This window comes from Candidatus Nitrosocaldus islandicus, assembly GCF_002906215.1.
GTDB lineage: Archaea > Thermoproteota > Nitrososphaeria > Nitrososphaerales > Nitrosocaldaceae > Nitrosocaldus > Nitrosocaldus cavascurensis.
In genome coordinates this window covers 219,911-244,396 of the sequence record NZ_CP024014.1, presented here as the reverse complement: position 1 = coordinate 244,396, position 24,486 = coordinate 219,911, and the positions used below count along the sequence as shown (strand labels likewise).

The following is a 24,486-nucleotide window of genomic DNA, read 5'->3' as shown; positions in this document are numbered from 1 at the left end:
ACATATTATGCAACTCAGGATAATCTTCCTAGGCACATCATCAGCAGTGCCTACAGCAAAGAGAGGCTTAACATCCATAGCAGTGCAGAGAGGAGGAGAACTACTCATATTCGATGCTGGAGAAGGGATGCAGAGGAACTTTCTGAAGAGTGGGCTAGGCACTAATAGAAGCATGAAGGTCTTCATAACACATATGCATAGTGATCATGTTCTAGGCCTATTAGGCTTCATGCAGACCTTAGCATTGAATGGTAGAGATATGCCTCTCTACATATATGGGCCAGATATACTCAAGGAGTACATAGATGTGAATACAAGACTTCTTAACGTTAACCTAACGTATGATGTGTACTTTACTGCAGTAGGGGAGGGTGTAGTTGTGAAGGAGAAGGAGTACACTGTAAAGGCATGTAAAGCAGAGCATTCTATAAACTCATATGCATACTGCATAGAGGAGCATGATAGGCCTGGGGTATTCTATCCTGAGAAGGCTATAGCACTAGGTGTGTCTAAGGGTAGGTTATGGCATAGGCTACAGCATGGGGAGGATGTGCTAGTCGATGGAAGGCTTGTTAGATCTAGTGATGTTACAGGACCTAAGAGAAAAGGTAGGAGGATAGGCATATCTGGCGATACTAGAGCAAACGAGAGGCTTGAGGAGTTCTTCAAGGGCTGCGATCTTCTAGTATTTGACTCAACATTCAGCGAGGATGAGAAGGATAGAGCATTAGAGACCATGCACTCAACTGCTAGGGAGGCTGCTGAACTAGCCTCTAGAGCAGGTGTGAAGATGCTTGTACTTACACACTTTAGTGCTAGATATGATGATGTGAGTAAGTTGGTTAAGGAGGCATCGATACTGCATAACAATGTAGTTGCAGCAGAGGATATGATGGTTATAGATGTGCCTTACCCACCATCTGACCAATAATCATCATTAAAGTCATATATCTATCAAGCATCCTAGGCTGTGTCGAATTATTACATACTATTACCAACTATCCATATCCCTTGATTCATTGCTATTAACATTTGTATATTGATGTCTTCAGCATCGGTTCTCTAACCATATTCTTCCATCTTACAGCTCTAACATGTTCTCCAAAGATACACTTGAATGCTGAGAACGCTGATTCTGCCATCCATCTGTATGCTATCCATGCTTTTGCTTCCTTCCTTCCATCCATACATACATCAAAATCCCCTTTCTACTCTACTACCGATAGCTTCCTTGGCATGCGTCCCTTCAATAATGAAGCATTCTTCCTCACCTTTATGATAGTTCAATGTTATTTATTGTTGGATAGAAATCTAAAGTCCCTTCTTAATCATATGCCCCATCTGCTATGCTATAACCTTCTTCACATGAAACTTCTGCATAGCCTGTTTTACCAATAGATAAAGGGTAGGTTCTGAACCCAAAAGTTGGTGGGCCGGGAGAGATTCGAACTCTCGACCTCCGCCGTGTCAGAGCGGCATCCTAACCAGCTAGACGACCGGCCCAGATTGCGGGGTAGGGTAGGGCAGGCAGAGCGAGTATGATGCATACTCTAAATACACATAAATTAATTTATTCCTATAGTTGGTATGAGGAGGTTAAGGATAGCAAGTACACAGTTCATACTCAAGCCTTACAGCAGTTTATCCTCATTCATGGATGATGTATCAAAGATGCTTGATATGAGCAAGGGTTGTGATATTGTTGTATTTGGTGAGTGGTTCACCTTAGGTCTCCTTTCCATTGATATGGATATTGATAAGGCTACCTACGATGATATACCAAGACTTGCAAGGTTTACTGATGATCTATGCAGTAGATTCAGTGATCTAGCAATAGGTAGAGGACAGTGCATAGTAGCAGGCACAACTGTAGAGGAGCACTCTGGAAGGTACTACGATACATGCTTTATATTCATGCCAGATGGTTCAATGTATAGGCATAGGAAGACACACCTCTTCCCCCTTGAGAAGGATGCATGGCATATGAGCGAGCATGATACCATGGAGGTCTTTGAGTATAGTAGTAGAGGTTGCAATAATAGTGATAGTAGCAGCATAGAGCAGGATGGGTTTAGTGTTAAGTTCGGTGTATGTATATGCTACGAGTCACAGATACCGGAGTGCTCAAGGGTACTAGCATTAAATGGTGCTGAACTGATAGTATGCCCATCACTAACTCTAACAGATGCTGGATACAACAGGATAAGACACTCATGTGAGGCAAGGTGTATAGAGAATCAGTTGCTTGTTGTGCTAAGCAGTACAGTTGGTAACCTTGCTCCATTCCCAGTAAGGGGTATAGGTAGATCTGCTATACTTGCACCATGTGATAAGCCATGGCCAAGCAATGGGATTATAGCAGATGGCATAATGAATGTCGAGCATATAGTCATGGCTGAGGTTGACCTAGATGGTATAAAGATGACTAGAGAGCATGGTGCTGCAAGGACACATAGGGATAGGATGGAGAAGATACAACTCTATAGTAGATGGTTTGCTTCCTATCTGGGCAAATGATTATTATAAACAGACCTGCTAGCATAAGCATGGATGATGATTTTCTACCTGAAGAGAAGAGAGGAGTGTACAAGGCTATCTATTCAAGGAGGGATGTTAGAGCACACTTCCTACCAAAGGAGATACCAGATGATGTGCTCTTTAGAATACTCGATGCTGCTCATCATGCTCCATCTGTAGGCTTCTCCCAGCCTTGGAACTTCATAATAATAAGGGATAAGGGCATAAAGGCTAGGGTTAAGGAACTCTTCATGCAGGAGTTTGAGCGCTCCTCCAGCATGATAGAGGATGAGCAGAGGAAGAAGAAGTACCTCTCACTCAAACTAGAAGGTATAATGGAGGCTCCAGTTAACATATGCGTAACCTATGATCCTAACAGGTTTGGACCATTCATCATAGGGAAGAGCAGTATACCAGAGACTGGGCTCTACAGTGTATGTTGTGCAATACAGAACCTATGGCTTGCTGCAAGGGCTGAGGGCATAGGGGTAGGGTGGGTAAGCATACTGAGTAATGATAAACTCAAGGAGGTTCTAAGGATACCTGAAGGCATAGTGCCTATAGCATATCTATGCTTAGGGTATGTAACGCACTTTGAGAGCATACCTGATCTTGAGAGGGCAGGATGGTTGAGCAGATTACCCTTGGAGGACGTGCTATACTTTGAGCAGTGGGGTAATAAATAAGGAAGAAAGGAAAAAGGAAGAAAAAGATGGAAGGATAGATAGATGAATGGATAGTAGGTAGAGGAGAGTAAAGTAGAGGGCATGGATTAGTTACACGTGGGAGATGATGGTTGATACAACAATTAATAGTGCTAAGCATCCTATAAATAACTAAGAGTTATAAGACCATGTATAGACAGTTAGCTGTATATGGAGTGAGTTAGTTAGTGAGTAGTTGGGTGGGTGGGCTCGTGGCGCAGCATGGATAGCGCGGCAGCCTCCTAAGCTGTAGGTCGTGGGATCGAAGCCCACCGAGCCCGCCATCATCATTCCTCATCATACTAATCATATCTACTTTCATTGTTTATACTTGATGCTATTGATAATATCGTTCAGGCTTACCTTGCAATTGTACTCATGCCCTAGTCTTAAGCATACCTCCTTTACAATCTCATCCTCAAGGAACCTTGCTGAGCTCTTGAAGAGTACATATAGCAAGTTTGTAACCCTATCTGGCTCATCGTATATTGAGTACAAAGAGGTTCCATTCATCTTCATGAATACCTCCAATGCTTGAACTGTAACCTCTCCAAGTATACTTCTTAGCGTATCTATAACAGCATCAATAACTTTATCCCTATACTCTTCGCTCATACCTCTAACCTCCTTGCTATTATATCATCTGTATTAGCCTGTAGTATGGGTAGCCTTTGCTGTTATCGAAGAGGAACATATAGATACCCTTGTAAGGCCTCGTTATAATAAACAATGGTATCCCATCCTCTTCAACAAGTTTTATATGTATATCAGCAGCCTGTTTTGAAAATTCATAACTTGTCATATGTGGTGTATTTATAATTATCTCAACACATCCATTACTCCTAACCTTCCTTATACCAACTATTATCTTGCTTATAAGTTCGTCAACCCTTTCTTTAGCACTCATCTCTCTCCACCTTAGATCATATGTTATAACAGGACTCTTCCCATGCCTACTCATGATCTCATCATACTTGCTCATGAAGATCCTCTCATTATCAATGATATCATCTGTAAGCTCATTTGCTAGATAAGGTTCATCACCACTATTGCTCTTCTTCTCAAATATGAAGAGCGTGTAGTAATCATTGATCTCCTCTCTAGTGCAGAATGACTGTAGGTACCTTAGGATGCTCTTGTATGGCCTCTCGCTCGATGAGATGGTTATTGCTGGTCTCTTGCTCCTTAACGCGTTAAGAACTATGCATGCAAGGAAGTACGCTAATACTTGCCTATTCACATCCCCAACCTCAAGCAGGACAACACTACCTTGCTTTATACCGTTGCCTAGGATTCTATCTAACTGCTTGTTACCAGTGCTAATGTAACCTTCAATGCTCTCTTTTGGTTCAAATAACTTGGAGTCATTCGTTGGAAGCAGGCATCTATTCTGCAATGGGTTTATGACATGGAAGAACCCATCATCTAGCGAGAATGGTAATACTGGACAGTCTACCTTTACGCCCCTTAATTTCTCTATATTCATCTTCCTCAACTTGAAGCCATTCTTTATAGTATAGGTTAGTGAGATTATACCATCGCATATATAGCCTAGCTCAAGGTCCTCTGGCTTCTCACTTATGAATACAATCATGTTGTTGTTTGCATCTGCTATTGCAATAATGCTCTTGAGTATCTTGTTCCTCTCCTCACTGCTTATCGCCTGGGTTAGGGCATCAAAACTGTCAAGTATTATCAATCCGTCCTTCAAGTGTATAGATGAATTAATAATCTTCTCAAGGAGTGTTAGAGCACTTGCTAACCTTAAATCAGAGACTATGCTTACCTTACTGCTTACATCGAAGGGGTTCATGTTAACAACAGACTCCTCAGTAAGCACATCTTTAGCCCATGGGAACTGGTTAATCAGATCGCTATAGGATACCCTAGTTGATATATATAGGCCTTTAACGCCCATGGAAGAGAGTAGGGAGAGTGCAAGTGTTGTCTTACCAGTACCTGGAAGCCCTTTTATGAGCAGAGAGTTTGATCTTAACATGAAGAATGGTTGGAATATCTCACTAAGCCTCCTTCTAGAGTCTAACAACTCCTCCCTCATCATATCCTACATCTTATTAATTGCTTCTATCTATACACTATTAAATCTTTAGATATTACTTTAACGGCAGATATCTATAATATCTTGATATTAATCGCTCTTATTATAAATTATCTGTTCTTACTTACTATATTTGCACTTGTGTATAGCGTCTCAAATAGGCTCTTCATCTGTGATGCTATATACTCATTCTCAATATAGATGCCAGCGTAGAACTTGTTTGGATTATTAACATTAACAAGTTCTATACCAACATATCTACCATCGAGTATTATGAAGCTGAATGGTACATCTACTATCTTCCTCTCGAGTTTATCTGGATAGAATGGATCTGTGAACATCTTGAACCTCTCCAGTTCATACTTGCTTGTACCATGCTTGCTCATACCCATGTATTCTGATATGTACTTCTCAACTAGCGCTCTATCAACCAGAATTCTTACATCCACGCCCCTTCTATGCAGTTCTATAGCCTTGCTTACTATATACTCGTTGAAGTATCTAGTTGCATACCATGCTTGGTTCTTAACATCCTTCATCCTCTCCTGCAGTACATCTATCAACATATCATAATCTGTTATGAGTCTAGCATTTCCATTCTCAACCTTTATCTGTAGCAACCTGTATATCTCATCCATATCGAACCTCCCGCTATCCTTGAGTATATCTGCCATGATCAGCTTCTTTGCATTCCTAACCTGCTCAAATACCAACTTCAAACATCTCTCATAAAGCATCCTTCCCATCGTTGTCTGAACATACTTACCCTTGCTCTTTGTTATGAGCCCAGCACCAATGAGTTGCTTCAACCTTGTATAGTACTGCTTCTTGCTCATCCCTAGCCTTGCTGGGGTATCTGTACTTGCATCTATACCCTCTACACTCTCTAAGAAGAGGGTTAGAGAATCATGCTTAGCAAGTATTCCCAGCAACCTGGAAGTTTCCTGAATTATGTCATCGTGCATGCTAAAATATGAGATATGAACCTTTATAAAGTTAATGCATTCAGTAATATACTACAAACTGATATGATAACTGCTATGGCTGATATAGATGATGCTACTACTACTGCTACTACTACTATCCTTATCCCTCACTTTATTACCCTGTACAAGGATACGAAATGAGGGAAGAATGCGGTCGGCGGGATTCGAACCCGCGTCGCCGGCTTGGAAAGCCGATATCCTAGACCAGGCTAGACGACGACCGCATACAGCTATCCTGTATCCATAGTCATGATGCATCAACGTATTAACATTATTATATTATTCTGTTGTACCTTCTAGCATATTCCTAGAGCCTTCTCCACCTCATACAGTACCCTTGCTACAACTACATGCGCCTCTAGGCCGTACTTGCTTATAGATATTGTATGCTCGAACCTATTCCTTATAGATGTTGAGAATGTACCTTTGGGGAATCCCCCTACAACTATGCATGCCCCTTCAAGATCCTTAACAACACTTGCAACATACTCTGCACTCCTCATCTCACCTAACCTTGAGAGTCCAATCACTACTGAAGGTTCTATCCTATCTAGAAGCATATTAAACCCCATATCCTCAACCTCAAGCAGTAGATGTCTATCATCAGAACTCTCTATTCTACCCTTGCTGAATAGATCCTCCATGAGACCAACAAACCTGTTGTAGTTCTTTGGGAGCCTAACATCCTTCTTGCCAACGCTTATCACCTTATCTGCTAGTGTATGCACATACACACTTAACATACCCTTATGGTAGAGGGGTATGCTTGTAGCCTCTAGTAGTGAGAAGTGTACTATATCTGGCCTGCCTCTCCTGTACGCATCCTTAAGGTTGAGCATTGCAGCATGGTGGTAACTTCTATCGAGTAGGATCCCTTTAGGCTCCTTGCCTACCCTCCTTGCATGCTTCCTTACTGCACTATGCCATGCTATCTCCTCTGGCACCAACTCAAGTGAAGCCTCAGCTATTATAAGGGTGATCATCATAGCATCACCATCACAACATCAGCAGCAAGAAGGAAGAGGAGTAGGTGGTTAAAGAAGGATCTCGCTAGGCAGAGGGTGGAGATACTCTTAAGGAATGTTCTGGATACTGCAAAGTATGACCCTACTCTAGCAGAGAAGCAGGCTATGCTCATAAGGAGGATAAGCATGAGGTATAGGATAAGGTTACCGTATGAGGTAAGACAACTGTTCTGCAAAAGGTGCAAGAGGCTAATCATACCAGGGGTTACATCTAGGGTAAGGATAGGCAGATCAAGCATAAGGGCTATCAGGATAACATGTCTGCACTGCAACCATATATACAGGAAGATCATAGATAGCAAGCAAGGATGAAGATGCTGAGAGGGTATAGGCAGATTAATAAATAATAATAGTAAGAGAAGAGGGTATGCAAGTAAGTGCATAAATCAACATAAATACCATTTGACTAAGCATATATAACAGGAGTTGAGTAGGTAATGTGTATGGTTAAGGCTTACGATGTACCTGCAGATAGGCTTATAGCAAGGCTGGCTGCTACTCTCAAGCAGGATCAGAATATAGTGCCACCACCATGGGCTAGGTTTGTTAAGACTGGATGCCATGCTATGAGGCTACCATATGATAGGGATTGGTGGTATGTTAGATGTGCTTCATTGCTAAGGAAGATATACATACATGGACCCATAGGCTTATCTGATCTAAGATCAGAGTATGGAGGGAGGCAGAGGAGGGGCTCAAGCCCATCCCATCACAGGGATGCTGGAGGAGCAATAATAAGGAAGGCACTACACCAACTCGAACAGGCAGGGTATGTTATGAAGATACATGGTAAGGGTAGAGTACTTACAAGCAAGGGTATGAGCCTGGTTGATAGCACTGCAAACGAGGTATTCGATGAACTTGTCAAGATAATGCCAGAGTTGAGTAAGTATGCCTAATGATTGAAGATGTATGGATGAATGGATGGAGGAGGTGAGAATAAGCATGGCTCAATACGATAACAGGAGCGAGGAGGAGAAGGCAAGGGAGATGGAGATAAGACTCATGCGTGAGCGTCTGCTAAGGGCACTGCTAACCACTGAAGCAAGGCAGAGGCTCACAAACCTCAAGATGGTGAAGCCTGAGCTTGCAAAGACTGTAGAGGATTACATAATAACCATGGGCTCTCAAGGGAGGATAAGTAGAGCGTTAACAGATGAGGAGTTGAAGAGGCTACTCCTCCAGATACAGCAGCCAAAGCGTGAATTTAGGATAACCTACAAGTAATTAATTATATAATTGGCACAAATATCTTACTTTATTAAGCAAGGAGTATCTAACTCTAACTCTCTCGTTATTAAATATTTAATACAGTGATAGGATAATGTATGATGGTATGGTATGGTAAGGATGATAGATCTTACAAGAACTATAGAGTATGGTATGCCTGTATTTGAGCAGAGGATAAGACCAACGCTTATACCATGGGCCAGGCTTGATATCCATGGCTATGATCTAGAACTGATGTTCATGAGCACCCATACTGGAACGCATATGGATGCACCATCACACTTCAGTAGAGGCATTAGCATAGATGAGATCCCATTGCATGTACTTGTAAGCAGTGCAATACTTGCTGAGGTTAAGAAGGGTGAGAAGGAGTACATCCATAGGGAGGATCTGGCAAGAACATTGGAGCATTACGATCTTGAGGGTAAGAGCATCATAATCTCAACTGGTTGGGAGCATAAATGGAAGAGCCCAAACTACCTTAGCCATAACCCTGGATTGAGCAGGGATGCAGCGGAGTATCTTGTTGAGAAGGGTGTTATCCTTGTTGGGATAGATACTGCAAACATAGACCATCCAGATGATAAGGACTTTACTGTGCATAGGGTGTTGCTCCCAAATAATGTGCCAATAGTTGAGAATCTATGCAACTTGGAGGCTATAAATGGTAATGGTAATGGTAATGATGGTGGTAGTGAGGGGAGGATAAGAAGAGGTAGAGGTGAGTTCAGGCTTATAGCAGCACCATTGAAGATCAAGGGTTGCACAGGATCCCCTGTAAGGGCAATAGCCATGATAGATTGATAAGGTTGATTGACCAATCAATTAGTTAAGAATGTATTAACTACGTTGGCTTATCATCACATCTAAATTACATTATGAATTGGAACCTCTTCCTATATGCATTCTTGCTCAACTTACCTATTATTGGTATTGGATAGTAACAGAAGATGCATCTATTATGCTCATCAAGATTCCAGGCTGTTATGTTGTAACCAAACCTTCCTACAACTATGTTATTACATTCAGGACAATAAGTGCTCTCATACCTATGCCCTGGTATATTCCCTATGTACACATACCTCAACCCTTCCTCCCTTGCTATATCATAGTGCTTCTCAAGCGTCTCCACAGGTGTGTAAGGAAGGTCCATCATCTTGTAGTCTGGATGGAATCTTAGGAAGTGCAGTGGTACATCTGGTCCTAGTTCATCATGTACGAACCTTGCTAACCTTCTAGCAGCATCAAGATCATCCCCAACCTTTGGAACTATGAGATCTGTTATCTCAACATGTATGTTAGTCTTATCCCTAATCTCTCTAAGGGTATCGAATACTGGTTGTGCATCTGGTATGCCTATGTAGCGCCTAACGAACTTGGTCTCCCCGCTCCCCTTGAAGTCAACAGTTATGCAATCAAGGAACTCTTTCATCATGCTAACTGTTTCAGGTGTATCATAGCCATTGGATACAAATATGTTGAATACACCCTTGCTCCTTGCTATAACTCCAACATCCCTTGCATACTCTATGAATATAGTAGGCTGGTTATAGGTATAGGCTATGCCCTCGCATCCATAGTAGAGTGCCTGCTCAACAACCTGCTCTGGGCTCATCTCTATACCCTCTATCTTCCTCCTCTGGCTTATATCGTAGTTTTGACAGTACTGACAGAGCCAGTTACAGCCAGTTGTTGCTATTGAGTATATCATGCTGCCAGGATGGTAATGGATCACTGGCTTCTTCTCTATAGGATCGATCTGCCCTGCTATTATCCTACCATACACAAAGAGGTAGAGTTTACCTCCTATGTTGCCCCTTATCCCACATAATCCTATCTTGCCCTCTGGTATTGAGCAGTACCTTGCACATGCTGTACACCTTACCCTATCTCCCTTATCCTTGGTGTAGAGTACTGCTTCCTTGCCTATAACCTGTTGCATGTATATTATTCAGCATCATGGGATATTAGGTTATTGGTTACCTTATACCTTCCCTACTTCCCCTCTCCTCTACCCTACCCTACCCTAACCTCACCTAACCCAACCCAACCCATCCCATCCTTCCCCTCTCATCCCTTCTCCCTCACTATCATCCTCCTCTTGCTTACTGAATAAGATTAATAACAACAGATGGGTTTGTAATCTAGATGGGTAATAGACTAGGGGATATGGCAAGAAGGGTACATGGCAAGATATTTGGTAGACCTCACAACTTCTCATGGGTTATAGATGGTCTACTTGCAGGTAGTGCAAGACCAATGTCTATGCAGGAGATGGAATGGGTTAAGCAGGTAGGCATAAAGAGCATAGTAAGTGTTATAGAGGAGCCATTACCAGATGAGTGGTTGGATGGAATAAACTATCTCCACATACCAACTCTAGACTACACTGCTCCTGATGTAGAGGATATGGATAGGGCAGTTGAGTTCATAAACTCATCAATAAGGGATGGTAAGCCTGTAATGGTGCACTGTGCTGCAGGAAAGGGTAGGACAGGAACAGTGCTAGCAGCATACCTCATCAAGTATAAAGGGTTGAGTGCTGTTGAGTCTATAAACATGATAAGGAGTATGAGGCCAGGCTCTATACAGAGTAGTAGGCAGGAGATGGCTCTTCTATTCTATGAGAGATACATTAGAGTCAGATAAGCAAGTGTAAATATAGAGTTCATCCATCTTCTATAAGATGATATAACTACTCCTACTCTGGCACAGATTCTGTAACAAGCCTACCATTCTCTACCCTGACGAAGAGGTATCTGTTATCCTTGAATATCAGTATGAGTTCATCTTCCTTCTCCTCAACATCCATCAACTCCTGCCCCCTTATACCATCGTACTTTGCCATACCAATCAGCCTAACCTACTACTCTCCCTTTATATAGATTATCTTCTAATCATCTCAAATCTTGCTAGATGATCTCAAGCCTAACCTTATTGGATCTAGCCGTTACAATCTCTGCCTCAGCATAAACATGTTTACCCCATTCAGCACTAACCTCAGCAAATATATCATGCCTGCCTTTGCCAAGCATGGATGGCATCATCTCAATCCTCCTATGCACATCGAAGAGGAGCGATCTAGCCTCATCCTCATCCTTTGGTAGTATGGAGTCTTGATCAGCAACTATCATTACCCATACCTTCTTCTCTGGAGGGTATGGCTGCATAGTAGGATCCCTACTCCAGTATATGGATGCCTTTCTCACAAATGTTATAGGCTCAACTATATCCTTACTGGTTAGGGAACCATCCTTCTTTATGCTTATAGCATACTTTATCCTGAAGAGGTTATCATGATGCTCATAAGCATCCAGCCATCTCTCCCTTGTGAATAGATCCCTTATCCTTCCATCTATCTTGAACCTTAAATCTAGCATGATTGGCTCATCTCTAACAGTTGTTGGGGATGCATGAAGGATCACATCACCTATCCTATTCATAATAAGATGGTAGTATCAAGCATCATTTTATTCATTTCTATACCCTTCCTTACTCTAACTAAACATGTTTACACAAGGTATTTATCTTTGATAGGGCTAAGAGTGTGATGTTTATGATGGAGGTAAGCCTGATAGAGAGGGATGAGAAGGGAGTAACCATCAAGGTTAAGGAAGAGGATATCTCAGTACTCAACATACTCCAGTATGAGATTGCAAAGTATAAGAGCGTTGATATAGTAGGGGTAGCACAAAGGCACTATCTGATACCTGAGTATGAGTTTAGGGTTAGTATGAAGCATGCGGGCGATGATCCATTCAAGGTTGTAGCAGAAGCAGTTGGGAGTGCGCTAAACGTTGTAAGGTCCATGAAGGAAGAGGCAAGCAGCATTGTTAGCAGTAGTAGTAGCAACAGTAGTGATAGTAGTAGGAGTAACAGTAACGGTAGCAAGTGACTGTAATTTATAGGTGAGTAAGATGCGCTTCTGCCCCAATTGTGGTATGCGCCTTGTACAGAGCAAGGGTAACGATGGTACCATGCATCTAATCTGTAGGAAGTGCGGTTATGATGAGATGGCTAGAAACCCATCTACAAGCACATCAAAGATCAAGGATGAGAAGCCCCTCATCCAAGTTGTGGGTGAGGAAGAGGCTGATATATCTGTGATGCCAACCATAAAGATCACATGCCCCAAGTGTGGTCATGATACTGCTGTATGGTGGATGCTCCAGACAAGGAGTGCTGATGAACCAACTACCCAGTTCTACAGATGCGTCAAGTGCAACCATACATGGAGACACTACGCTTAGCATACCATCATTCTTGCTTCATAAATATTCATCATCATTGTTAATAATAGCAATAGTAGTAGCAACAACCTACTACTGCTCCTACTCCTATACTAGTAGTAGTAGTAATCTGATCAATAATCATTATCAAGAATGGTTGTAATCCCCAACTGTAAAGATTTAATTTGATCCCTTGCATGGCTTACACATGCTAATAGCAAGGAGCAAGAGTGCAGAGGAATGGAAGACCATAGTATCTGCAATAAGCACCATAGTTGAGGAGGCTACATTCGAGGCTACCAGCGAGGGCATATCGTTCAGAGGTATGGACCCTAGCCATGTTGCGCTCATAGATGTGCAGTTGCTCAACTCTGCATTTGAGTACTACAAGTGTGATGGTAGCATAAGGTTCGCTGTTAGGGTAGATGAGTTCCTAAAGTTACTGAAGAGGGCAGGTAAGGAGGATAGCATAGAGGTTAGCATAGGGGGTGCAGGTGCTGTTGGGGAGAGCAGGAGGGAGAGAGGAGAGGAGGAGGTTGAAGAGGAAGAGGAAAGGGAGGTTACAGCATTAGAAGAGAGTAAAGAGAAGGAGATGGTTGCTCTTGCTTCTGATGAGAACATGCTCTCTATAAAGATGGTGAGCAAGTACACAAGGCAGTACAAGATGAGGTTGATAGAGAGTACTTCTAGTTCAACACCATTACCAAAGATAACCTTCAACACGAAGGTTGTTATGAAGATGGCTCAATTCATTGAGGCATTGAAGGATGTAGAGATAGTCTCAGATTACATAACGATTAGGTGTGATGGTAACATGCTACAGTTGATAGGCAAGGGAGATAGTGGGGATGCTGTAATCACATTCAACAAGGGGGATGAGGGGGTTGAGGAGATGAGTAGCAATGGGGAGAGTAATGCTACGTACAGCCTAGAGTACCTTGGGAGCATAGTTAAGGCAGTAGATAATGCAGATAGCATCGTTATAGAGTACTCTACAAGGATGCCTTTGAGGCTTGAGTTTAAGATGCCCTACATGTGCAGGATATACTTCTACCTTGCACCAAGGGTTGAGGCTTAGCCTAACTAATAATCAACCATTGCCAACTACACAAGCAGTAGCAATAAGAGGCTATAGGGAAGCAGACAAAAAGAGAAGAGAAGGTAAAGAATTTAAGCAGACTCTCTCTAGTCTTAACGATCCCCTTGAGGTTGGTGATGAAGTTTGGGGGTAACGCTGTAGCAGATGTAGAACGTATAAGGCATGTAGCAAGGGATATAGTCAAGCAGATGCAGAAGAAGAGAGAGGAGAAGAAGGGGAATGACCCTGCCTCCAATCAGATAGTGGTTGTTGTATCTGCCATAAAAGGGGTTACCGATGACCTCATAAAGGTCTGTGATAGCATAATGGGAGGTGAGTGCTCAAGGGTTGATAGCATAATACATAGCATAGAGGAGAGGCATAGGAGCATTGCATCAAACCTCTGCAATGATGGATCCTATACAAGCGAGTTATCAAGCATAATTGATGCACTCATCAAGGAGATGAATGACCTACTCAAGGGCATGATGCTACTCAACGAGGTTACTCCAAGGTCAAGGGATTACCTACTCTCCTTTGGTGAGAGGCTTATTGCACCAATGCTCTGCTATGCACTCAAGGATGTGGGTGTTGAGGCTGAGCATCTTACCGGCAAGGATGCTGGGATAGTCACTGATTCAAACTATGGTGATGCTAGACCGTTGATGGATACAACAAGGTTGAGGGTTAGGCATAAGATAATGCCCATGCTTGAGCATGGAGTGGTGCCAGTGGTTACAGGGTTCATAGGCTCTGATCAGCATGGCAATATAACAACACTTGGTAGGGGAGGCTCGGATTACACAGCAACCATAATAGCATCATGCATAGATGCTGATGAGGTCATGCTATGGACCGATGTTGATGGTTTGATGACTGCAGATCCAAAGATCGTAAAGGATGCACAAGTACTTAGAGAGGTATCTTATGCAGAGGCTATGGAGATGGCACTATTTGGTGCAAAGTACCTTCACCCTAGGGCATTGGAGCCTATATTGGATAAGGGTATACCGATAAGGATAAGGAATGTATTCAATCTTGAGTGCCAAGGTACAACTATAATGAAGAGTCCTACAGCGTACCCAAGCAAGATAGTCAAGGCTGTAACAGCTATAAGGAATGTATCGCTCATAGATGTTAGAGGTAGCAGCATGGTAGGCTCTCCAGGTACAGCAGGAAGGATATTCAACGTGCTTGGAGAGCATAGGATAAACATAATAATGATATCCCAAGGGCCCTCAGAATCAAGCATATCCATGGTTGTAAGGAAGAGCGATCTTGATAAGGCTGTTAATGCTCTAGAACTCAACCTTCTAGGCAGGTTGATCAAGGGCATAAATGTTACTGATGATGTTGCAATAATAGCAGTTGTTGGTGCTGGGATGAGAGGAACCAAGGGTGTAGCAGCAAGGGTCTTCAAAGCAGTAGCAGATAGAGGGATAAACGTTATAATGATTGCTCAAGGTTCATCTGAACTTAATCTAGCATTTGTTGTTGAGGATAGGTATGCTGAGGGTGCTGTTAAAGCACTACATGATGAGTTTGAACTAGATAGAATAAACCAGTGATGCATTTCAATCATCCATCTCCCATCAGTAATCACCTATAGATAGACAGTATCACTACTACGCTCGATATTTATAGAGGGTTCATCTATCACTTCCTATGGATCTAGAGTCTAGGCTGGAGTTGATAATAAGAGAGCCTACTGAGGAGGTAGTCACTATTGAAGAACTTAGGAAGCTCTTAGAGGTAAACTCAAGACCTAAACATTACATAGGTCTTGAGATCTCTGGCCTATTACACCTTGGGAGTCTAGTGCTCACAGGGTTCAAGATAAATGATATGATAAAGGCTGGGGTAGAGTGCACTGTATTCCTTGCTGATTGGCATACATTCATAAATGATAAACTGCAGGGGGATTGGGATATTATAAAGAGTGTAGCAAAGTACTATGAAGATGCATTCAAGTTCTTCTGCCCTGGCATAAACGTTGTTATGGGCTCTGAACTATACAGTAGTTACAAGGATTACTGGAGCGATCTTATAAGGTTCAGCAAGCATATAACACTGCCTAGGATAATGCGCTCCCTAACCATACTGGGGAGGAGCGAGAAGGATAAGCTTGATTTTGCACAACTTGTTTATCCTGTTATGCAAGCAGTTGATATACATGCTCTAGATGTTGATATTGCTCATGCAGGTATAGATCAGAGGAAGGTACATATGCTTGCTAGGGATATCTTCCCCAAGATGGGATGGAAGGTTCCAGTTGCCATACACCATCATCTACTTCCAGGGCTAGGGGAACCTGTAAGCCTTGGGCTAGAGGATGATTCAAGCATGGATGTTAAGGTATCTAGTAAGATGAGTAAATCGAAGCCCCATACAAGCATATTCGTTCATGATGATGAGCATATAATAAGGGAGAAGATGAGGAGGGCATGGTGCCCAGAGAGTATAGATAGCAACCCAGTACTAGAGATTGCAAGGTATATAATCTTCCATGAGTTCAAGGAGTTCACAGTAGAGAGACCAGCAAAGTATGGTGGGAGCATAACATTTGCAAGTTATAAAGAGTTGGAGGAGGCATATGCTAGCAGGAGGCTCCATGCTCTTGATCTGAAGAATGCTGTTGCCCTCTACCTTAACAAGATAGTTGAGCCTGTTAGAGAGTACCTCAAGAACAGGAAGGAGATAATGGAGGTATTGGCAAAGCAGCAGTAGTAGTATAAAAAAAGAAGAGAGAAGAGAAGGATAAAGAAGAGATAGCAGAATTAATTATGGTAGTACGTTGATATTAAGATAGGCACCAGAACCTTTACCATCCAAGCTTACAACCCCTACTCTGTATGTATAGTGACCCTCTAGCATCATTAGATGCACTTACTCTCAATTGTACTGTATGTAAGATGTTATCACCTTTGCTAGCAGGTATATCAATATAGTAATTGTCTGCAGTTACCGAGAGATGCTTATAAATCTCCATATCATCAATATAATCTGGCTCTATGACTAGTGTAGTATAGGAATCGCTACTATTTATTACAAGGTAGCTGTCAGCAATATGATAGTGCTGACTATCAAGAGAGTAACCATAAAACAACCTTCCTCTTTCTTCTATATATAGCCTTATAAAGTTAGATCCTTTGATCTATTAGATTATACCTTCTTACATGCATCAATGAGAAGCCTCAGTGATTCAAGATCCTCCTCTATTGGGAGTGGGTGGAGGATGAAGTGTCTAACACCTATAGCAGCATAGCCTTGAAGTTCCCTTGCAACATCATCTGGTGTACCTATAATGGTTGAGCCTTTATTCCTTGATATGAACCAATCTATACTCTCATCACTCCTCTTCACTACCCTAATCTTATCAATCAACGTTTCATGTCTATCTGCTATTATCACCCTCATAAGCAATGACTTGACTATAGTGCTGTAATCCCTCCTGATGTTAATGCAATGCTCTTTGAGTACCCTCAGTTTATCAGTCAACTCATCTACATCTACAAATGGACAGTTGTATATATCAGCATGTTTTGCAGCAACCTTAAGTAAGAGCCTACCAGAGCCCCCAACCATTATAGGAGGATGGGGCTTCTGTACAGGTTTAGGATAGTTCACAGCATTGATAACCTTATGGTACTTGCCATGGAACGTGCTTGCCTCCTCATCTACCCACATTGCCCTTATTATATTGAGTGCTTCATCCAACTGCTCTATCCTTGCTCTAGCACTTGGGAACTGGTAGCCATATGATACATACTCCTCCTCATACCATCCAGCCCCTATACCAAACTCAAGCCTACCATTGCTTATGTAATCTAGAGTAGATGCCATCTTTGCTAGAAGAGCAGGGTTCCTGTATGAGTTGCATGTTACAACCTGCCCTATCCTTGCCTTTGATGTCACCCCTGCTATGGAAGATAGTAGTGTCCAGCACTCAAGCATTGGCTTACCTATGAATGGTCTGTACTCCTTGTATGGGATGAAGTGATCATACGCCCATAGCGAAAAGCCTAGTGCTTCTGCTGTTAGAGCAAACCTCTTTATATACTCGAACCCAAGCCCCTTGAGATCGTCTATCCAGCCCTGTGGGAGAAGTACGCCAAACTCTAACCTAGAGTCATGGTGATTACTCATGCCCATGCTATCCATGTTGGTTATATCTCTTTATTCCTATTCCTATCCCTATCCTCAACTCTTAGCATATCTGTATCCTACACTTGTTCTCTTACAAGTTCGTACTTGCTCTTGTACCCTCTAGGGTTTATCATGAGCCCTTTGTAGATGAATGTAGATGAGTTTCCTATTATTATAGTGCTCAGCATCCCAAGATGATCTTGGTACTCAAGCATATGCTCAAGATCTGTAAGCACTATACTCTGTGAATCCCTATATGCAGACTTGACTATTGCAACTGGGGTTCTTGCACTCCTATACTTGAGGAGTATATCTCTAGTATCTCTAAGTTGGTGAACCCTTTTCTTGCTCTGAGGATTGTATATGACTATAACAAAATCACCCTGTGCTGCAGCCTCTACCCTCTTCACTATTATATCCCATGGTACTAACAGGTCGCTCATGCTAACTACTGCAAAGTCTGCCATCAATGGTGAGCCTACTAGTGCTGCACATGCATTAAGTGCTGATACACCTGGCACTACCTCAACATATGGGTTCATCCCATCCCAGTCACGCTCTGCTAGCACTTCATATACTAGACCGGCCATGCCGTATATCCCTGGATCCCCACTAGAGACGAGAGAGACTATATTACCCTTGCTTGCTAGATCTATCGCATGATTGGCTCTATCAACCTCTTGGGTCATTGCATATGCATATACCTCTTTACCATCCAGCATATGCCTTATAAGATCGATGTAGGTCTCATACCCTATCACTATATTGCTATCCATAATGCACTGCTTTGCTCTAAAGGTCATATGCTCCTCATACCCTGGGCCTATACCAACTATGTATAACCTGCCTATACTACTATTGCCATTACTCCCCACCATATCATCACCAATGCACGATACAATAACTTTTATTCTTTATTATTAGAGTTGGATGTGCATGGATATTACCTACACATAGCACTCTCGTATTTTTGGATGTAAGAGAATATCTTTAAGATCCTCTGCTTTGTTGCATAACTTAGCAAGATATTTTTATTTAATATGCTTAAAGATTAGGCTATTATGGATTAGTAAATATGATGAATCATTGGTTATGCCAAGAGATCCTCTTCTCTTTTAATGCATTGCAATTGGTGCTATGAGAATGAAGATGAATAATGTAAGAGGGTAGAAGATAAGCATATTATAGCAAAGCAAAATATGATAGCAAATAACTTAAGTTCCTTACTTGCTGATGATGCAAGAACCTGCTATAATGGCAATAATGAAGAAGGAGGAACTCTATAGATGGTGATGATCAATCACCTATAATTTAGTTATGCAAAGTGCAACAAAGCAATCATTAGGATACTACAAGAAACTTTATACTATTAGGTATAGTACCCATTAAAAATAAAGGCTACAAGATAGACTCTGCAACCTTCACAAGTTCAGACTCTGGCAGATAAGCCCTTATCTGTATCCAAAGGTCACCCTTTAAGCAGTCTACCTCTGCTAGCAATGGTACCTTCCTTCCTACAGCATCCTCAACTATCTGGCTATCATATGCTACGCATTGGTAACCATCTATGGTGAGTTTGTGTGCACCATACTTTGAGTAGAACGCTAGTAGTTCATCCAATGCTGTACCTATCTCCTGCCCCTCCTCCTTAACACCATCAACTATTACCGCCTCGCTATTCTTTGTGTTATTGCTTATTGATATAACCATGCCCTTTCCATAGTAAAAGAACTCTCTATTGGTTGTGTTATCAGTTATCTCCTTATCCCAAGCAAAGATCACCACTTCCCAAATATCTTTGCCTTCTACGTTTATAGCCCCAATGTATTGGATAGAATAGCCTTCAGGAAGGTACTTAGGGTAAGGTAATTCGTAATTCACAACTGTTGATGCCTCATCTATATCCTTCACAGGAGGCAACGTTGCCTTCTTTATCATGTAGGAAGGGGGTAAAGATAGATTATCTGTTACCTCAACATCATCATTAGTTACCAAGTATTTATCCTTGTTATTATAGCTAACAATTATAGTTACTGTAATTATAATGGCAGTGAATCCTATTATAGTTAGCCATTTATTGCTTAACATAGATTCCTTCCACCTCCCTTTGCTACCATGAAGTGATTATATGCGTTGTTACAGTAATCCATTATGTAACCATTCACTGGATTTATTATATAGTACCACTTACTCGCTGCACTACTAGATATGTACACCCATCCAGTGTTTGGTTTATAGTACAAGTCCTTATACTCATTTATGCCAGGATTTGTATCATAGTAACCTATCTCATAACCAGCTTCTGTTTCTGTAGAAAGTAGATCCTAATCTTTCTGTTGTTATTGTATCAGTACCCACCCTTAATATCCATACTTATCAGCATTACCATCATGTATAGTAAATAACCAAGTACTGTTATTACTTGGGCATGTATTGTTAGTGCACCACGTTTTCTGCATAATTCCATCCAGAGCCCAATACCATTTTGGTGTGTACGATACACTTGCTATCCAACCTATCTCCAATAATCTACCGTTCCCTAGGATGACCCATAATGGACTAACCATGTATCCAACCATATTGGATGGGTATGGTACCTTCTGCTTTACTCCAGCACCTAAAGACTGTACCTGAAATCATACTTACCTGCAGCATAGCAATCATCCCCATAGGTAGTAGTGCAGTTAGTTGCTCCATATACCATCATCATGCTTCGCAATGCTTGATACCATAAGTACTGATGCAGTAATAACTGCAATTGCTATCCTTGATGCTATTGGATTCATTATCAAGAAGGTTAAGCAAGAATGATATATATCACAAATATTTAACCAGTTAGTGAACACTAGAGCAGATATGCTCAAGCAGATCACTAACTAACAACTAACTAACCAATTATACTATTCTATTATCCTCCTAACATCCCCTTCAAGCACGCCAGAACCTATATGCAATCTATCAATATGCTTTGATAAGGCATTCTTGTCATCAAATGGTGAACCACAGTATGGGCATGATAACTTTGCCTCTACAGCCTCCTTAACATACGCTATAGCCTTTGGGTTTATTATGCATACAGGTGTGCCTTTCAATGCAGTCTGTGATGTAACCATGCTTGCTTTATGTATCCTCTCAAACAAACCTTCTCTAGTAACCATGCCTATAACGGTTGAGCCAGAACTTACAATAACCTGCCTTAACACATGCTTCTCCATAACTGCTAGAGCATCGCTTATGCTTGTCTTTGGTGATATAGTTATGATTGGTGAACTCATTATCTCTCTTAGCCTAACCTTGTTGGGGTTCTTGCCTTGGGCCATAACCTTGAAGAGTATATCTGTCTTCGTAACTATACCTATAGCCTCGCCATTGTGTGTTACAAGCACACTCCTAGAGTTCCTCTCCTTCATGATTGAAGCAGCATCTGCAGCACTCATACTCCCTTCAAGCGTAACTACGTTTGTTGTCAATACATACTCAACAGGTTTGTTTAGTAGAGATTCGATATCCTCATACTCATACCCTCCCCCTTCTCTTTCTTCTTCAGATGGATATGACATGCATGTATAGTAGGGTAGTGGTTATTTAAATGTGGCTATATATCCTCTTCTATTCACTTAACCTATCAAATGCCCTTCTCTCATCCCTAGCCATGAGGTAGAATGCATGAGCACTTATCACAAATGCAGCAAGGAACATCTTTGTAGCAAATACAAGGCTCCAAGGTGTCTTTGGGTTTGGATAGGGGATGTTGAGAACATCTATCCTTATTATCCCACTTATAGCATCTGCAGTCATAAGAGCATTCCAGACTACAAAGTTGTATACCAACTCATACAACGAGACTACTGCTATTGCTAATGCTATCAACTTGAGTATTGCTCTATTCCTAGCAGAGATGTTCTTGGTCTTCTCCCTCCCTATCTTAGTTACACAGTACCATCCAACGACTGAGGAGATCATGAGATAGGTTACAAGCTTTGCGAAGCCCTTGAATGGTACCTCAGTATTCACTAGAACCTCGCCTATCACTACACTCCCACTTGCAAGGTATTCTCTAAGGCTCTCAGCAAGCGCATATACAGTTATGCTCAGCATTATTGCAGCACATACATAGAAGATGATCCTGTAGACTAGTACGCTCTTCCTATACTCCTTTGCATAGTTGTCATCAGTCTCATCACTCCTTGGCTGCATGATCCTACTACCCTAGCCTAAGAATAAAAATTTTTCGTGATGATAGGTATGATATATTAAATTAGTTACCTATGTTTGGATAATGCTCGTATATATTAAGTAAGTATTGCACTATATTTGGGTGTTTTGTAATCAATGGATAGATTATTTATTTACCCTTTGGGTTAGCTATTGGTATGAGCATCGATGGTAGTGATCATACAAGTATGGTAAGCATACATATAGCAGAGGAGGTTAGAGATTACAGGGTAAGCCTGTATGCAAAGGCTATGGATGTTAAGGTAAGGCATAACCATGACTATAGTAATGTTATGGATGAGTTGAAGGCTAGGTTAACGTTGAGCAAGGATGATCTGAAGAACCATCCAGTTGTTAGAGCATTAAGGGACTTTTACTGGAGGCTAGGCATAGATCCTACAAAGGTTAGACCATCAAGCGAGGCATTAGCAAGGAGGTTCTTGATGGGGAAGATGCCAAGGATAAACAACGTTGTAGATGCAGGCAATATAGCATCTATAGAGACCTTAGTACCAATAGGCATATACGATCTTGCAATGGTTAAGGGTAGGCTTGTACTTAGAAGAGCTATAAGCAATGAAGAGTTTATTGACATTACAGGCAAGGCTAGTAGACTTACTGGGAAAGAGATAGTGCTTGCTGATGAGCAAGGGGTTATACATGTATTTCCCCATAGGGATGCGCTTAGAACATCGGTCAAGGATTATACAAGCAGGATACTTGTAGTTGGATGCTACATAATGGATGGTATGGATGCATCGTTGGCTAGGGTTGCAGTAGATAGAACGATAGAGTTGATAAAGGCATCTTTATCATGAGTTAAGACAGTAGCATACGAATAGTAGATAAAGATGATATATAATGCATAGATCATACCTTAACTGTCTTCTCAAGCCTCCTTATCTGCTCTATGGGCGTTATAACAGCCCTTCCAACAAGCCCCTCGTTTACGCCTATTCCTGCATTCTTTGCTATTATATCTAGCACATCCTCAACCTCCCTATCAGCAACTATGAGTTCTATCTTTGATGCTGGCATAAGTTCTGGCTTGTATGAGCCAGTACCCCTTGCTCCTGTAAGCACTATCTGGAAGAGACCCTTGCCATACCCATTAACTATGAATATGTTATCAACCCCGTATCTCTTCAACGCTCTATACACAATATCCACCTTCTCAGATGCAATTATTGCTTCTATCTTCTTCATGCTACTATTAATGGTCTTCATGGTATAAAAACCATCGCCAGTATGCTAACATTATGATAATCTTATATTATATCCTTAGTAGTTTGCTCCTCCCCTCTATGCTCTGCTGCTTTATCTCGCTCTCTATGATTGGCAAGTAACCAAGTATGCAGAAGTTAACGAAGTCACTGAACGACTTTATCCTATACTCTGATCTCAACGTATCCTTGTTAGCATTGTAGAACTTGAGTACTCTCATCAGGGTGTACTTCTGCAATGGCACGAGTCTACTTCTCTTTTCCTGTTCCTCATACTCACCAGAGCTGGCATCTATACGATCTGTAGAATCCTCATTGCTATAATTGCCATGCTCCCCATCAACACCACTACTAGCAATGCTGCTATCCTGCTTACGGGTTCTATCCTCACTATCGTTAACATCTTCAAGGTCCTTTATAACATGCATATGCGATACATCCACTATCTCCTCAAGAGAGGAGACGAATATCTTCGTGTACTCTTTATGCTTGCCAGATACAGCACTTATAGTATCTATAACCCTCTTTGCATCCCTATCACTTACTATTAGCTCAACCTTTGTAAGGAACTCACCTAGACCGCCTCCTCTTCCTACAGCACCATTCCTTGAGGTTATATTAGGACTGGTTATGTTATGCATACTCAAGCCATATATCTCAAACCTCTCTAACTGTATCTTAAGGTCTGGCATTATCTCTGTCCTAACTATAGCCTCTATCCTCTTCATGGCAATATGTAATGATAACATAATTATAAATGTTAGCTAGAATGATAAGCTTTTGATAATAAAATAAATGGTTGGTCAAGGTACAAGTCTGTACTTGGAGTAGAAACTCTTCCTTATGAGGTGCTGTATAAGCATGAAGAACAACACGCTTAGGAGTGTGGCAAGGTATGTTACTATTAGCCCTGGAGGCTTTGATAGGGGCTGTGGTGCTCCTAGGGCATATGCATCTGATAGCATCAGAGATAGCAAGGATAGTGCCAGTGCTCCAACAATGTATCTCTTCATGCATATGATATAGAAGAACTTATATAAAAAGATATTCAAATGATTATCATCTTTATAAGAC

General features: G+C 41.6%; 30 protein-coding genes and 3 tRNA genes. 15 read left to right on the top strand and 18 right to left on the bottom strand.

Translation table 11 applies throughout. The annotated features are described in order from the left end of the window. Positions 1–7 precede the first annotated feature (7 nt). On the top strand, positions 8–931 hold the full coding sequence (rnz, locus tag CRG89_RS01320) for a ribonuclease Z (RefSeq protein WP_103286584.1): 924 nt from the start codon (positions 8–10) through the stop codon (positions 929–931). A 94-nt stretch (positions 932–1,025) separates the two neighbouring features. Here rnz and CRG89_RS08540 read toward each other — a convergent pair whose 3' ends face one another. Continuing rightward, on the bottom strand, positions 1,026–1,187 hold the full coding sequence (locus tag CRG89_RS08540) for a hypothetical protein (RefSeq protein WP_158648652.1): 162 nt from the start codon (positions 1,185–1,187) through the stop codon (positions 1,026–1,028). Positions 1,188–1,426: 239 nt separating this feature from the next. Continuing rightward, a tRNA-Val gene (locus CRG89_RS01315) sits at positions 1,427–1,503 on the bottom strand. Positions 1,504–1,587: 84 nt separating this feature from the next. On the opposite strand from CRG89_RS01315, the gene CRG89_RS01310 reads away from it, so the two are divergent. The 3 genes from CRG89_RS01310 to CRG89_RS01300 all read left to right on the top strand — a co-directional run bounded on the left by CRG89_RS01310 (position 1,588) and on the right by CRG89_RS01300 (position 3,505). Next, complete coding sequence (locus CRG89_RS01310; RefSeq protein ID WP_103286583.1) at positions 1,588–2,517, top strand: nitrilase-related carbon-nitrogen hydrolase; 930 nt, start codon at positions 1,588–1,590, stop codon at positions 2,515–2,517. 29 nt (positions 2,518–2,546) lie between these two features. Next, the gene (gene bluB / locus CRG89_RS01305; RefSeq protein WP_103287856.1) at positions 2,547–3,203 is read left to right on the top strand and encodes a 5,6-dimethylbenzimidazole synthase; all 657 of its coding nucleotides are present in this window, start codon (positions 2,547–2,549) and stop codon (positions 3,201–3,203) included. A gap of 224 nt (positions 3,204–3,427) precedes the next feature. After that, positions 3,428–3,505, top strand: a tRNA-Arg gene (locus tag CRG89_RS01300). Between the two features lie 34 nt (positions 3,506–3,539). Here CRG89_RS01300 and CRG89_RS01295 read toward each other — a convergent pair. The 5 genes from CRG89_RS01295 to CRG89_RS01275 form a co-directional block, all read right to left on the bottom strand. Beyond that, positions 3,540–3,836: a NitrOD5 domain-containing protein gene (locus tag CRG89_RS01295; protein WP_103286582.1), complete on the bottom strand. Its 297-nt coding sequence runs from the start codon at positions 3,834–3,836 to the stop codon at positions 3,540–3,542. 19 nt (positions 3,837–3,855) lie between these two features. After that, positions 3,856–5,283, bottom strand: coding sequence for an ATPase domain-containing protein (locus tag CRG89_RS01290; RefSeq protein ID WP_103286581.1), 1,428 nt, complete (start codon positions 5,281–5,283; stop codon positions 3,856–3,858). Between the two features lie 107 nt (positions 5,284–5,390). After that, positions 5,391–6,245, bottom strand: coding sequence for a hypothetical protein (locus CRG89_RS01285; RefSeq protein ID WP_148695277.1), 855 nt, complete (start codon positions 6,243–6,245; stop codon positions 5,391–5,393). 170 nt (positions 6,246–6,415) lie between these two features. After that, a tRNA-Gly gene (locus CRG89_RS01280) sits at positions 6,416–6,490 on the bottom strand. Positions 6,491–6,562: 72 nt separating this feature from the next. Next, complete coding sequence (locus CRG89_RS01275) at positions 6,563–7,252, bottom strand: hypothetical protein (RefSeq protein ID WP_197706618.1); 690 nt, start codon at positions 7,250–7,252, stop codon at positions 6,563–6,565. Positions 7,253–7,327: 75 nt separating this feature from the next. Between CRG89_RS01275 and CRG89_RS01270 the strand changes: the two genes are divergently transcribed. The 4 genes from CRG89_RS01270 to CRG89_RS01255 all read left to right on the top strand — a co-directional run bounded on the left by CRG89_RS01270 (position 7,328) and on the right by CRG89_RS01255 (position 9,325). Beyond that, positions 7,328–7,603 carry a ribonuclease P protein component 4 gene (locus tag CRG89_RS01270; protein ID WP_103286579.1) on the top strand — a complete coding sequence of 92 codons (276 nt, stop codon included), beginning with the start codon at positions 7,328–7,330 and terminating at the stop codon, positions 7,601–7,603. 131 nt (positions 7,604–7,734) lie between these two features. Further along, positions 7,735–8,190 (top strand): 30S ribosomal protein S19e, encoded by a 456-nt coding sequence (locus CRG89_RS01265; protein WP_103286578.1) that lies wholly within the window; start codon positions 7,735–7,737, stop codon positions 8,188–8,190. A gap of 13 nt (positions 8,191–8,203) precedes the next feature. Next, on the top strand, positions 8,204–8,518 hold the full coding sequence (locus CRG89_RS01260) for a DNA-binding protein (RefSeq protein WP_103286577.1): 315 nt from the start codon (positions 8,204–8,206) through the stop codon (positions 8,516–8,518). A gap of 114 nt (positions 8,519–8,632) precedes the next feature. After that, positions 8,633–9,325, top strand: a complete 693-nt coding sequence (locus CRG89_RS01255) for a cyclase family protein (RefSeq protein ID WP_103286576.1) — start codon at positions 8,633–8,635, stop codon at positions 9,323–9,325. A gap of 67 nt (positions 9,326–9,392) precedes the next feature. On the opposite strand, the gene amrS is transcribed toward CRG89_RS01255, so the two are convergent. Next, positions 9,393–10,463 (bottom strand): AmmeMemoRadiSam system radical SAM enzyme, encoded by a 1,071-nt coding sequence (gene amrS / locus CRG89_RS01250; protein ID WP_103286575.1) that lies wholly within the window; start codon positions 10,461–10,463, stop codon positions 9,393–9,395. A 206-nt stretch (positions 10,464–10,669) separates the two neighbouring features. Here amrS and CRG89_RS01245 point away from each other — a divergent pair, with 206 nt between their 5' ends. After that, complete coding sequence (locus tag CRG89_RS01245) at positions 10,670–11,170, top strand: dual specificity protein phosphatase 23 (RefSeq protein WP_103286574.1); 501 nt, start codon at positions 10,670–10,672, stop codon at positions 11,168–11,170. A 52-nt stretch (positions 11,171–11,222) separates the two neighbouring features. Here the strand turns inward: CRG89_RS01245 and CRG89_RS08900 are convergent, their stop codons facing one another. Then, positions 11,223–11,369: a hypothetical protein gene (locus CRG89_RS08900; RefSeq protein WP_168174126.1), complete on the bottom strand. Its 147-nt coding sequence runs from the start codon at positions 11,367–11,369 to the stop codon at positions 11,223–11,225. A gap of 64 nt (positions 11,370–11,433) precedes the next feature. Then, a complete protein-coding gene (locus CRG89_RS01240) occupies positions 11,434–11,964 on the bottom strand; it encodes a hypothetical protein (RefSeq protein WP_103286573.1) in 531 nt (176 codons plus the stop codon). Between the two features lie 113 nt (positions 11,965–12,077). On the opposite strand from CRG89_RS01240, the gene CRG89_RS01235 reads away from it, so the two are divergent. From CRG89_RS01235 to CRG89_RS01215, 5 genes are all read left to right on the top strand, one after another. Then, positions 12,078–12,416 (top strand): RpoL/Rpb11 RNA polymerase subunit family protein, encoded by a 339-nt coding sequence (locus CRG89_RS01235; protein WP_158648651.1) that lies wholly within the window; start codon positions 12,078–12,080, stop codon positions 12,414–12,416. 22 nt (positions 12,417–12,438) lie between these two features. Then, a complete protein-coding gene (locus tag CRG89_RS01230) occupies positions 12,439–12,771 on the top strand; it encodes a transcription factor S (RefSeq protein ID WP_103287854.1) in 333 nt (110 codons plus the stop codon). A 187-nt stretch (positions 12,772–12,958) separates the two neighbouring features. Further along, positions 12,959–13,828, top strand: a complete 870-nt coding sequence (locus tag CRG89_RS01225; protein ID WP_103286571.1) for a beta clamp domain-containing protein — start codon at positions 12,959–12,961, stop codon at positions 13,826–13,828. 137 nt (positions 13,829–13,965) lie between these two features. Then, on the top strand, positions 13,966–15,396 hold the full coding sequence (locus tag CRG89_RS01220) for an aspartate kinase (RefSeq protein ID WP_197706621.1): 1,431 nt from the start codon (positions 13,966–13,968) through the stop codon (positions 15,394–15,396). Positions 15,397–15,493: 97 nt separating this feature from the next. Continuing rightward, complete coding sequence (locus CRG89_RS01215; protein ID WP_103286569.1) at positions 15,494–16,555, top strand: tyrosine--tRNA ligase; 1,062 nt, start codon at positions 15,494–15,496, stop codon at positions 16,553–16,555. Positions 16,556–16,990: 435 nt separating this feature from the next. On the opposite strand, the gene CRG89_RS01205 is transcribed toward CRG89_RS01215, so the two are convergent. The 5 genes from CRG89_RS01205 to CRG89_RS01180 form a co-directional block, all read right to left on the bottom strand. Beyond that, the gene (locus CRG89_RS01205) at positions 16,991–17,980 is read right to left on the bottom strand and encodes a TIGR03560 family F420-dependent LLM class oxidoreductase (protein ID WP_158648650.1); all 990 of its coding nucleotides are present in this window, start codon (positions 17,978–17,980) and stop codon (positions 16,991–16,993) included. Positions 17,981–18,051: 71 nt separating this feature from the next. Then, the gene (cobJ, locus tag CRG89_RS01200; protein WP_103286566.1) at positions 18,052–18,852 is read right to left on the bottom strand and encodes a precorrin-3B C(17)-methyltransferase; all 801 of its coding nucleotides are present in this window, start codon (positions 18,850–18,852) and stop codon (positions 18,052–18,054) included. A gap of 520 nt (positions 18,853–19,372) precedes the next feature. Next, positions 19,373–20,062: a hypothetical protein gene (locus CRG89_RS01195; RefSeq protein ID WP_103286565.1), complete on the bottom strand. Its 690-nt coding sequence runs from the start codon at positions 20,060–20,062 to the stop codon at positions 19,373–19,375. A gap of 812 nt (positions 20,063–20,874) precedes the next feature. Further along, positions 20,875–21,534 carry a CBS domain-containing protein gene (locus tag CRG89_RS01185; RefSeq protein ID WP_103286563.1) on the bottom strand — a complete coding sequence of 220 codons (660 nt, stop codon included), beginning with the start codon at positions 21,532–21,534 and terminating at the stop codon, positions 20,875–20,877. 49 nt (positions 21,535–21,583) lie between these two features. Next, on the bottom strand, positions 21,584–22,171 hold the full coding sequence (locus tag CRG89_RS01180; protein WP_103286562.1) for a hypothetical protein: 588 nt from the start codon (positions 22,169–22,171) through the stop codon (positions 21,584–21,586). A 176-nt stretch (positions 22,172–22,347) separates the two neighbouring features. Here CRG89_RS01180 and CRG89_RS01175 point away from each other — a divergent pair, with 176 nt between their 5' ends. Beyond that, entirely contained in the window at positions 22,348–23,007 is a 660-nt protein-coding gene (locus CRG89_RS01175; protein WP_103286561.1) for a B3/B4 domain-containing protein, read from the top strand. Between the two features lie 52 nt (positions 23,008–23,059). Here the strand turns inward: CRG89_RS01175 and CRG89_RS01170 are convergent, their stop codons facing one another. The 3 genes from CRG89_RS01170 to CRG89_RS08535 form a co-directional block, all read right to left on the bottom strand. Beyond that, the gene (locus CRG89_RS01170; protein ID WP_158648649.1) at positions 23,060–23,395 is read right to left on the bottom strand and encodes a P-II family nitrogen regulator; all 336 of its coding nucleotides are present in this window, start codon (positions 23,393–23,395) and stop codon (positions 23,060–23,062) included. 67 nt (positions 23,396–23,462) lie between these two features. Then, entirely contained in the window at positions 23,463–24,140 is a 678-nt protein-coding gene (locus CRG89_RS01165) for a P-II family nitrogen regulator (RefSeq protein ID WP_158648648.1), read from the bottom strand. 75 nt (positions 24,141–24,215) lie between these two features. Then, complete coding sequence (locus CRG89_RS08535) at positions 24,216–24,425, bottom strand: hypothetical protein (protein WP_148695278.1); 210 nt, start codon at positions 24,423–24,425, stop codon at positions 24,216–24,218. Positions 24,426–24,486: the final 61 nt, after the last annotated feature.